Source organism: Alphaproteobacteria bacterium, from assembly GCA_030740435.1.
Classification (GTDB): domain Bacteria; phylum Pseudomonadota; class Alphaproteobacteria; order UBA2966; family UBA2966.
On record JASLXG010000203.1, the window covers coordinates 1 to 9325 of the forward strand.

Annotated in this window: 12 protein-coding genes; all 12 read right to left on the bottom strand. The window is 65.9% G+C overall.

The genetic code is table 11. The annotated features are described in order from the left end of the window. Nucleotides 1–157: 157 nt before the first annotated feature. The 12 genes from QGG75_19370 to QGG75_19425 all read right to left on the bottom strand — a co-directional run bounded on the left by QGG75_19370 (nt 158) and on the right by QGG75_19425 (nt 9276). Nucleotides 158–622 carry a molybdenum cofactor biosynthesis protein MoaE gene (locus QGG75_19370; protein MDP6069389.1) on the bottom strand — a complete coding sequence of 155 codons (465 nt, stop codon included), beginning with the start codon at nt 620–622 and terminating at the stop codon, nt 158–160. Then, nucleotides 619–882 carry a molybdopterin converting factor subunit 1 gene (gene moaD / locus QGG75_19375; protein ID MDP6069390.1) on the bottom strand — a complete coding sequence of 88 codons (264 nt, stop codon included), beginning with the start codon at nt 880–882 and terminating at the stop codon, nt 619–621. Before moaD ends, QGG75_19370 begins: the two co-directional genes overlap by 4 nt. Next, entirely contained in the window at nt 879–2132 is a 1254-nt protein-coding gene (locus QGG75_19380) for a molybdopterin molybdotransferase MoeA (GenBank protein MDP6069391.1), read from the bottom strand. Before QGG75_19380 ends, moaD begins: the two co-directional genes overlap by 4 nt. Next, nucleotides 2129–2647 (bottom strand): molybdopterin-guanine dinucleotide biosynthesis protein B, encoded by a 519-nt coding sequence (gene mobB, locus QGG75_19385; GenBank protein MDP6069392.1) that lies wholly within the window; start codon nt 2645–2647, stop codon nt 2129–2131. Before mobB ends, QGG75_19380 begins: the two co-directional genes overlap by 4 nt. Continuing rightward, nucleotides 2644–3237 (bottom strand): CDP-diacylglycerol--glycerol-3-phosphate 3-phosphatidyltransferase, encoded by a 594-nt coding sequence (pgsA, locus tag QGG75_19390; protein ID MDP6069393.1) that lies wholly within the window; start codon nt 3235–3237, stop codon nt 2644–2646. Before pgsA ends, mobB begins: the two co-directional genes overlap by 4 nt. A gap of 83 nt (nt 3238–3320) precedes the next feature. After that, a complete protein-coding gene (gene uvrC / locus QGG75_19395) occupies nt 3321–5297 on the bottom strand; it encodes an excinuclease ABC subunit UvrC (GenBank protein ID MDP6069394.1) in 1977 nt (658 codons plus the stop codon). Nucleotides 5298–5666: 369 nt separating this feature from the next. Continuing rightward, nucleotides 5667–6095 (bottom strand): dihydroneopterin aldolase, encoded by a 429-nt coding sequence (locus QGG75_19400; protein ID MDP6069395.1) that lies wholly within the window; start codon nt 6093–6095, stop codon nt 5667–5669. A gap of 48 nt (nt 6096–6143) precedes the next feature. After that, a complete protein-coding gene (locus QGG75_19405) occupies nt 6144–6929 on the bottom strand; it encodes an SDR family oxidoreductase (protein ID MDP6069396.1) in 786 nt (261 codons plus the stop codon). A gap of 38 nt (nt 6930–6967) precedes the next feature. After that, nucleotides 6968–7390 carry a CBS domain-containing protein gene (locus tag QGG75_19410; protein MDP6069397.1) on the bottom strand — a complete coding sequence of 141 codons (423 nt, stop codon included), beginning with the start codon at nt 7388–7390 and terminating at the stop codon, nt 6968–6970. Continuing rightward, nucleotides 7387–7737, bottom strand: a complete 351-nt coding sequence (locus QGG75_19415; GenBank protein MDP6069398.1) for a P-II family nitrogen regulator — start codon at nt 7735–7737, stop codon at nt 7387–7389. Before QGG75_19415 ends, QGG75_19410 begins: the two co-directional genes overlap by 4 nt. Then, nucleotides 7734–8522, bottom strand: a complete 789-nt coding sequence (locus tag QGG75_19420; protein MDP6069399.1) for a DUF1538 domain-containing protein — start codon at nt 8520–8522, stop codon at nt 7734–7736. Before QGG75_19420 ends, QGG75_19415 begins: the two co-directional genes overlap by 4 nt. Before the next feature lie 7 nt (nt 8523–8529). Then, nucleotides 8530–9276, bottom strand: a complete 747-nt coding sequence (locus QGG75_19425) for a DUF1538 domain-containing protein (protein MDP6069400.1) — start codon at nt 9274–9276, stop codon at nt 8530–8532. Nucleotides 9277–9325: the final 49 nt, after the last annotated feature.

A 9325-nucleotide genomic window follows, 5' to 3' on the forward strand; every position in this document is an offset into this window, starting at 1 on the left:
GGCACCATCAAGGGAGAGAATAAAATGCACCGCATCATGCCCATCAAGCAAACCAGACGGACGAAACTGACCGCTAACTCCAATAAACTGTAACCTATGTCATGACGAAAAACTGTTACCCATGTTGAGAGGCGGGCAGCCAGGCCGCACTCGACAACTAGCCCCTCGACCAGCGCGCGGCAGCCTCGGTGTCGCTCTCGCGGCTCTCAACCCATTTTCCTTCTTGAGACGCGTCCGTGACGCCTTCTTCGAGCTTCCAGAACGGGGCCTTGGTCTTGAGCCAGTCGATGAGGAACTCGCAGGCCTTGAAGGCCGCCTGGCGGTGGGCCGAGGCGGTGATGACCAACACGATGCGGTCGCCCGGCACCATGCGGCCGACGCGGTGCACGATCAGCGAGGCATCCAGCGGCCAGCGCTGGTGGGCCTCGGCTTCGATGCGCCGCAGCATTTTTTCCGTCATGGAGGGATAGTGTTCCAACGTCATGGCCGAGATGCGCTGGTCGCCCTCGCCCTCGCGCACCAGGCCGACGAAAGTAACGACACCGCCGATCGAGGTGTTTTCACCAACCAGCCGGCGGGTTTCGGCGGCCACGTCGAAATCGTCGCGCTGCACCCGGATCATGGTCTGGTCCCGCCCCCCGTCACCGGCGGAAACAGCGCCACTTCGTCGCCGTCGCTGACGGCGTCGTCGTCGCGGGCGTATTCCTCGTTGACCGCCACCCGCACCACCCGGGGATCGGCCAGCGCCTCGGCGTAGGCCGGGCCGCGGCTGGCCAGCCAGGCCACCAATTGGCGCACCGTGGTCACCTCGGCCGGCAGGACGACGCTTTCCTGGGCGATGCCGATCCTGGTTCTGAGCCAGGCGAAATAAAGAAGCTTCACGATCCGACCTCGTTGAAGGGCAGGAAATCGACCACGCTGCCGGCCCGCAACTCGCTCATTTCCTCGGGCAACTCGACCAGGCCGTCGGCCTCGACCATGGAGCGCAGGATGCCCGAGCCCGAAGGCTCGAAGGGCCGTGCCACCAGGCTGCCGTCGGCCAAGCGCGCCAAGCGTGCCCGCACATACTCGCGGCGTTCCGGCTTCTTCTTGTAGTCGAAATCGGCGGTGACGCGAAAGAGGGCTGGCGTGATGTCGTTGCACCCCCCGAGCCGCAAGATGAGCGGCCGGGCAAAGCGCAGGAAGGTCACCATGGCGGCCACCGGGTTGCCCGGCAGGCCGACGAAGGGCACGGGGCCTACCTGGCCCAGCGCCAGCGGCCGGCCCGGCTTGATGGCCAGTTTCCAAAAGTGCAAGCGCCCCAGTTCCTCGACGGCCAGGCGCACGTGGTCCTCGTCACCCACTGAGACGCCGCCCGAGGTGATCAGCAGATCATGATCGCGGGCCGCCGCGGCCAGGTTTTGGCGCACCTCGTCGAGGCGGTCGGGCAGGATGCCGAGATCGCTGAGCGTCACGCCCAGGCCGTCCAACAGCCCCATCAGCAGGTAGCGGTTGGCGTCGAAGATGCCAGCCGGCCCGAGCTCGTCGCCGGGCTCGCGGATCTCGTCGCCGGTGGAAAATATGGCCACGCGCAGCGGCCTGTAGACCTCGAGTTCAGCCCGCCCGACCGAGGCGGCAAGGCCGATGTCCTGAGGCCTGAGGCGCTGGCCGGCGCTGAGGATGCGATCGCCGCGGCGGATGTTCTCGCCGGCCAGCCGGCGGTTGGCGCCCCGCGCCAGCCCGGCCGGCACGATCACCGTCTGGCCCTCGACGCGGCAGTCCTCCTGCATGGCCACGCTGTCGCAACCGGGCGCCATCATGGCGCCGGTGAAGATGCGCAGCGCCCGGCCGCCGCCGCCCGCGCCCTCGGGGAGCTGCCCGGCGGCCGCCCGGCCGGCCAGCCTGAGGCGGCTGTCGCCCTCGGGCTCGAGGTCGGCAAAGGCGAAAGCGTAACCGTCGACCGCCGAATTGTCGTGCGGCGGCACGTCGTGATCGGAGACCACGTCGGCCGCCAGCACGCGCCCCCGGGCCTGGCGCAGCGTCAGCGTTTCGCTGGCCGTGGCCGGCGCCATGCGCTGGTCGAGCAGATCCAGCGCCTGGGCCGCGGTCAACAGCCGCTCGGCGCCGGCGAAGCGGTCGTCGGAGAGTTTCATGCCCGAGCCCCGTCCAGGCCGCAATGCGCCAGCACGAAGTCGACGATCGCGGCGGTGTCGTCGAGCGCCAGCCGCGGCACCGGGATGTCTCTGCTGGCCTCGATTTCGGTATCGCTGGCGATGGCCACGATGTGGCGGTCGTCGGGCTGCAAGAGCGGCTTGCCGGTGGCTTCGCGGTGCACTTCGAGCTTGGCGTGGGGGCCGTCCTTGAAGCCCTCGATGAGCAACAGATCGACCGGCGTCATGTGGGCCTGCAATTCCTCTACGCTGGGCTCGGGTTCTGCTTCGATATCGTGGATCAGGGCCCAGCGCTGGGCCGAGGCGATCATCACCTCGGTGGCGCCGGCCTGACGGTGGCTGTGACTATCCTTGCCCGGCTGGTCGATTTCAAAAGTGTGGTGGGCGTGCTTCAGTGTCGAAACGCTGAGGCCGCGGGCGATGATCAACGGCAACAGGCGCACCAGCAGCGTGGTCTTGCCGCTGCCGCTGTAGCCGGCGATGCCGAAGACCTTCATGGCGAGCCGCTTTCCCCGCCGCCGCCGTCATCCTCGTGGCGCATGTGATCGAGCCCGGCACGCAGGTAATCGTATCCGGTATAGAGGGTCAGCGCGGCGGCGATCCACAGGCCCCAGGTGCCGATGGTCGTGGACGGCAGCAGGGCATCGCCGGCTTCGCCGGCCAGCAAAAAGCCCAGGGCCAGGATCTGCACCGTGGTTTTCCACTTGGCCAGGGCGCTGACCGGCATGCCGACGCGGATCTCGGCCAGGAATTCGCGCAAACCCGAGACCAGGATCTCGCGGCAGACGATGACGATGGCGGCCAGCACGGTCCAGCCGGCAATGCGGTCGAAGGCAATCAACAGCAGGATCACGGCGACCACCAGCAGCTTGTCGGCCACCGGATCAAGAAAGCGCCCGAGCCGGGTCTGGATGCCCCACTGGCGGGCCAGGTAGCCGTCGAGAAAGTCGGTGATGCCGGCGGCGGCAAAGAGGCCCAGGCTGAGCCAGTTGCCGGCCGCCCCTTCGACGAAGAAAAATGTGCCGATCAAGGCCGGAATGACGAAGATCCGCGACAGCGTCAAAAGGTTCGGTAGACTGGATATCATGGGCATGCAGACGCCCGAGGGCGTGTTTTTTTGCCTGTTCCGTGGAGCTATCTATATAGGCGAGAAAGCGGGTCCTGCCAAATTCAGCCCTCGCCATGGAAATGGTCATAGATGGCGTTGGCCACGGCGTTGGAAATACCCTCGACCTGTTCCAGATCGGCCAAGCCGGCGCCGGAGACGGCGCGGGCCGAGCCGAAGTGGTTGAGCAGCGCCCGCTTGCGCCTGGGGCCGATGCCCGGCACCTCGTCGAGGATCGAGCGCGCCAGCTGGCGGGCCCGCTTGGCCCGGTGGCTGCCGATGGCGAAGCGATGGGCCTCGTCGCGCAGGCGCTGGAGGAAATAGAGCACCGGGTCGCTGGGCTCCAGCGCCAGAGGGGCGCGGCCCCTCATGTGCAGCACTTCGCGCCCGGCATGGCGTTGGCGGCCCTTGGCGATGGCGGCCAGTTCGACGCCTTCGAGACCGAGATCGGCAAAAACCTGCTGCGCCGCCGCCAAATGGCCGGCACCGCCGTCGATCAGCACCAGGTCGGGCCACAAGGGGTGCGACCGGGGGGCGCCGTCCGCGTCCTCGCGCAGCAGGCGTGAAAAGCGCCGGCTCAAGACCTCACGCATCATGCCGTAGTCGTCGCCCGGCTCCAGGGCCGTGTCCTTGATGTTGAACTTGCGGTACTGGTTCTTGATCAGTCCCTCCTGGCCGGCCACGATCATGGCGCCGACGGCCTGGCTGCCGCCGGTGTGGCTGTTGTCATAGACCTCGATGCGGGCCGGCGCGGCGTCGAGGCCGAAGACGCGCGCCAGGCCCTCGAGCAGACGGCGCTGGGTGGCGCTTTCGGCCAGCCGCCGGCCCAGCGCATCAATGGCGTTGGCAATGCAATGCTGGATCAGTTTCCTTTTCCCGCCGCGCCTTGGCACCTCGAGGCGCACGGCCTGCTCGGCCTGCAGGGAAAGGGCCTCCTCGATCAGCGCCTGGCCCTCGACGGCGTCGCTCAGCAGGATGCGGCGCGGCGCCGCGCGGCGGGCATAGAACTGGCCCAGGAAGGCCGCCAGCACCTCGGCCACGGACAAGTTCCGGGTGTTGGCCGGGAAGTAGGCGCGGTTGCCGTAGTTCTGGCCCGAGCGGAAGAAAAATACCTGGATACAGGTTTGGCCGCCCTCTTGGTGGCCGGCGATGAGGTCGGCCTGGCCCAGCTTCAAGAGGTTGATGTCCTGGCGCGACTGGATCGAACTCAGCGCCCGGATGCGGTCGCGAAAGACGGCGGCGGCCTCGTATTCCTGGCGCCCGGCGGCCTCGTGCATGCGTTTGGAAAGGGCCTGCTGGATGCGGCTGGAGCGGCCCTTGAGAAAGTCGCGGGCCTGGGCCACGTCGGCGCCGTAGTCGGCCTCGCTGATGCGGCCGGCGCAGGGCGCCGTACAGCGCTTGATCTGGTACTGCAGGCAGGGCCGGGTACGGCTGGCGAAGGTGCTGTCGGAACAATTGCGCAGCGGAAAGGCGCGTTGCAGCGTGTTGATGGTGTTGTTGACAGCCCCCGCCGAGGCGAAGGGCCCGAAGTATTCGCCCGGCAGATTGCGCGCCCCCCGGTGCTTGGCGATCTGGGGCCAATCGTGGCCGCCGGTAATGACGATGTAGGGAAACGACTTGTCGTCGCGCAGCAGCACGTTGAAAGGCGGCTTGTGCTGCTTGATCAGGTTGGCCTCCAGCAGCAGCGCCTCGACCTCGGTGTGGGTGGTGATGAACTCCATGTCTTTGGTGCGCGCAATCAGATTGAGCGCCCGGATGCTCTTGCCCTTGAACTTGGTGTAGGAGGCGACACGCTTCTTCAGGCTCTTGGCCTTGCCGACGTAGAGCACCGTGCCCCCAGCATCGATCATGCGATAGACGCCGGGCCGCCCGGGCAGGGTCTTGAGGTGATTTTGGATCACCTGGCGGCCGTTCTCGAGCGCGCTTCCCACCGGCCCCTGGCGCCGAGCCCCCGCCTTGTCACCCCGGGTAGCTGTCTCGCCGCCGTCGTTGCCGCTGCCCTCGGCGTCGTCTTGGCTTGCTTGCTTGGCTGGTCCGGTCATGGCGCGGTATCCTGGCGCCCTAGTTTGGCGACTGCCGCTGTCGGGTCAAGCGCTGAACTCCAGTGCCACCTTGGCGTCAGCTGGGCTGTCGGTAACGGGGGCGTGAACCTTTCCACGAAAGCTGTGGAGAATTCTGTGGGGAAGGCGGCCAATCGGGCACCGAAGCACCACGAACGCTAGGGTTTTACCGGGTTGCACAAAAAATAGGCAGTTTGGCTAAGAATTTGATATTGTGTAACAATTCAAAGTCAAGGTCTTTTGTCCCAGGGGCTGACTTTAGTTTGTTTCATTTTCTTACCGGTCATGACTGCCAGGCATCCCCTGTGCACAACTCGCTGTTTCGCGAAACAAAGTTGCGGCGGGCTAGCTTCAGGATTGCTCTCGCCGGCGTTCGATTTCAACGCCGACGCTTGCCGCCTCGGCGATGGCATGTAGTTTTTCGACCCGTACCAGAACCCACGCCACGCGGCCATCGGCCAGGCAAAGTCCGGCGATATGTTCGGCCAAGGTTTCGACCAGATTGATGTGGCCTCGGGCGATGATTGACTTGATGCCCAGCACCACGTCTTCGTAGCTGACCACGTTGACCAGATCGTCTTCGATTTCGACTTTGTCCTTTGTGCCTCTCTGCACCGACATCTCGACGTTGATGCGCACGGTCTGGCTGTCGCTGCGCTCGTGCTTGTGCACGCCGATCGAGGCGCCGAGTTCGAGGTCGCGGATGAAGACGCTGTCGAGAGCGTCGGCCGGCGTTTTGCCCGGCAGCAGTGTGGGAAGGGGTTTTGCGGCTTGGCTCATGGCGTTGTCATTCAGGGGCTCGGGCAGGGGCTCGGGCAGGGGCTCGGGTCACTCGGGGGTCTGTGGGATCTGTGGGATCTGGCCGCCCGGGCCGGTGCGGGTGCGGGCCAGGTGCTGGCCGCCATCCAGGGCGATCATCTGCCCGGTCATGGCCGGAGCGGCCAGAATATAGCGGATGGCGGCGCAAATCTCAGCCGGCGTGGTGCCCCGGCCCAAGGGCATCGAACGGCACTGGGCCTCGAACTGGGCCGCGGTCTGGCGGCCGCTGGGCAGCGTCGGGCCAGGGCCCACGCCGTTTACCCGAATCTCCGGGGCCAGCGCCAGCGCCAGGGTCTTGGTCAGGGTCCAAAGCCCGGTCTTCGAGATGGTGTAGGAGACAAATTCCGGGGTCAGGTTCCAGACCCGTTGGTCGATGATGTTGACCACGTTGCCTTCGAGGCCGGCGGGCAATTGCCCGGCAAAGGCCTGGATCAGCACAAAGGGCGCGCGCAGGTTGATCTCGACGTGGTGGTCCCAGGATTGGCGCCTCGCGGTGGCCACCGAATCGTGTTCGAAGACCGAGGCGTTGTTGACCAGCGCGGTCAGCGGGCCCAGCTCCTGGTTGGCCCGCGGCACCAGGGCCTGGGCTTCCTCTTCCCGGGCCAGGTCGGCCGCCAGGGCCACTGCCTGGCGGCCCAGGCCGCGGATCTCGGCCGCCACCTCCTCGGCCTCGGCGGCCGAGCGGTCGTAGTGCACCACGACGTCCCAGCCGTGGTGGCCCAGGTCGAGCGCCACGGCCCGGCCAATGCGCTTGGCCGCACCAGTTACCAGCACTGCCCGCGGTGGCTCTGCCATGGTGCAAACGCTCTCCGGGCTGGCCCGGAAGCCGCCCGTCAGGCCTCGACGCCGCCTTCTTCGTGGTGGACGTAGGCCAGCACCATGTCGCGAATGGTGACGATGCCCACCAGATTGCGATCATGGTCGACGACCAGCCCGCGCGAGACGCCGAAACGGCTGAGCAGCCGCACGGCATAGCGGATGTCCATCTCGGCGGCCAGCGTCAGCACCGGCTTCGACATCACCTCGTAGACGTCGACGCGGTCCAACGACATGTTGTTGGCGATCACCTCGCGGGCGATGTCGGAGACCGACAAAAGGCCCAATTCGTCCTTTTCGTCGCGTCGTTCGATGATCAGCGAGCTCACGCCCTTTTCGTGCATCAGGGCCATGGCCTGGCGCACGGGCAGCATGGGGTCGACCCGGTGGGCTTCCGTCTTCATCACCTGGCTGACTTGGATATAGGGAATTGTGGTCATATCTCGTCTTCGATTTCGTGGAACAGGGTATTCAGTTGGGTCTTCAGGCCGACGGCATCCTCGATGCCGACCTGGAAGGCGATGCCGGCCCCGTGCTCTTCGTTGAAGCGGCCGGCGACGGCGATGTGCTCGAGGATCTCGCGGCTCTTCTGTTCGGCCACCAGGAACAGCAGCAGATCGCGCTGCCCGGTGAGGTCGAGGCCGAGGAAGCTCTTTTCCGGGTTCAAACCCTCGCCCCGGGCCGAGGTGATGACGGTGGCGCCGGTGGCGCCGGCCTCACGCGCGGCATCGAGAACGGTTTCGGTCTGATGGTCGTCGACCAGAGCCATGATCAGCTTGAATCTCATTCAGTGCTCCTTTGCGCTTTGGCTCGGCGCTGGCGCCAGGCCGTGATCTGAGCATAGCTCATGACCGATATGATGGGGCACAAACTGGCAAAGGCGATCAGCCCGAAGCCGTCCATCAATGGGCTGCGCCCCGGGATGGTCGAGGCCAGGCCCAGGCCCAGTGCCGCCACCAGCGGTACCGTCACCGTCGAAGTCGTGACGCCGCCCGAATCATAGGCCAACGGGATGATGGTGCGTTCGGACCTCATGGTCTGGATGATGACCAGAACATAGCCCACGATGATGTACCAGTGCAGCGGCGTGCCGGTGACGATGCGGAAGGTGCCCAAGGAGACGCCGAAGGCGACGCCGATGGCGACGGCGATGCGTAAGCCCCAGACGCCGATGCCGCCGCCCGAGACCTGGTTGGCCTTGATGGCCACGGCGATCAGCGAGGGCTCGGCGATGGTCGTCGAGAAGCCGATGGCGGCGGCGAAAACGTAGACCCAGGCGTAGTCCTGCCAGCGCACGCTTTCGACCACCACGCCGACACCGTGGATGAAGGCCGGGTCGGTGAGTTGCTGGGCCATCAGCTTGCCGAGCGGAAACAGCGCCTTTTCCAGGCCCACCAGAAACAGCGTCAGGCCCAGCACGACGTAGATGAAACCGATGACGATGCTGCGCAGGTTGGCCAGCGGTTTGCGGATCACCAGGTACTGAAAGCCGAAGATCACGGCGGCGATGGGCACGACGTCCTTGATCGTGCTGCCGAAGGTCTTGGCCAAGGTGATCAGGAGTTCGATCATCGCCCGCTCACCCCACCAGGTTCCAGATCATGCCAAAGGCCATGACGAAGATCATCGGCGTCAGGCTGGCGAAGGCGATCAGGCCGAAGCCGTCGATCATGGGGTTGCGGCCGCGGATGGTCTGGGCCAGGCCGACGCCCAGCGCCGTGACCAGGGGCACGGTGATGGTCGAGGTCGTGACGCCGCCGGAATCGTAGGCGATGCCGATGATGTCGGCGGGCGCGAAGAAGGTCATGATCACCACGCAGACGTAGCCGCCGATGATCAAATAATGCACCGGCCAGCCCTTGAGGATGCGGAACACGCCGACCACCAGGGCGATGCCGACCGAGATCGCCACCGTGAAGCGCAGATAGAAGGCGTAGGTATCCTGCGCCGCCTGATCGTCGGCCACCACGCCGGCGGCGGCGGCCACGGTGGCGGCCTCGGCGGCCACGGCGATCAGCGCCGGCTCGCCCGCCGTGGTGCCGAAGCCCAGCGCGAAGGCAAAGGCCAGCAGCCAGAACAAACTGCCCTTGTGGGCAAAGGCGTTGGCCATGCTCTCGCCGACCGGGAAGAGGCCCATTTCCAGGCCCTGGATAAACAGCGTCAATCCCAGCAGCACCAGGATCACGCCGACCACGAGCTCGCCGAGATTGGGAATCGGCTGCTGCAGTACGACGAGCTGGAAAAATCCGATGACGACGATGATCGGCGCCAGATCGCGAACCGAATCGAGCGTCAACTTCAAGAAACGGAGAATGTTGGTTTGCATTGCCGCCGTTTCGCCGCCCCCGATTGGCTCCGGTGGTAGAGCCCGACAC

Bases quoted from the DNA above. Each gene is read 5' to 3' on its own strand.
- QGG75_19415 (MDP6069398.1), bottom strand. From the start codon at position 7,737: ATGAGATTCAAGCTGATCATGGCTCTGGTCGACGACCATCAGACCGAA.
- QGG75_19370 (MDP6069389.1), bottom strand. From the start codon at position 622: ATGATCCGGGTGCAGCGCGACGATTTCGACGTGGCCGCCGAAACCCGC.
- QGG75_19400 (MDP6069395.1), bottom strand. From the start codon at position 6,095: ATGAGCCAAGCCGCAAAACCCCTTCCCACACTGCTGCCGGGCAAAACG.
- QGG75_19380 (MDP6069391.1), bottom strand. From the start codon at position 2,132: ATGAAACTCTCCGACGACCGCTTCGCCGGCGCCGAGCGGCTGTTGACC.
- QGG75_19410 (MDP6069397.1), bottom strand. From the start codon at position 7,390: ATGACCACAATTCCCTATATCCAAGTCAGCCAGGTGATGAAGACGGAA.
- uvrC (MDP6069394.1), bottom strand. From the start codon at position 5,297: ATGACCGGACCAGCCAAGCAAGCAAGCCAAGACGACGCCGAGGGCAGC.
- QGG75_19425 (MDP6069400.1), bottom strand. From the start codon at position 9,276: ATGCAAACCAACATTCTCCGTTTCTTGAAGTTGACGCTCGATTCGGTT.
- mobB (MDP6069392.1), bottom strand. From the start codon at position 2,647: ATGAAGGTCTTCGGCATCGCCGGCTACAGCGGCAGCGGCAAGACCACG.
- pgsA (MDP6069393.1), bottom strand. From the start codon at position 3,237: ATGATATCCAGTCTACCGAACCTTTTGACGCTGTCGCGGATCTTCGTC.
- QGG75_19405 (MDP6069396.1), bottom strand. From the start codon at position 6,929: ATGGCAGAGCCACCGCGGGCAGTGCTGGTAACTGGTGCGGCCAAGCGC.
- QGG75_19420 (MDP6069399.1), bottom strand. From the start codon at position 8,522: ATGATCGAACTCCTGATCACCTTGGCCAAGACCTTCGGCAGCACGATC.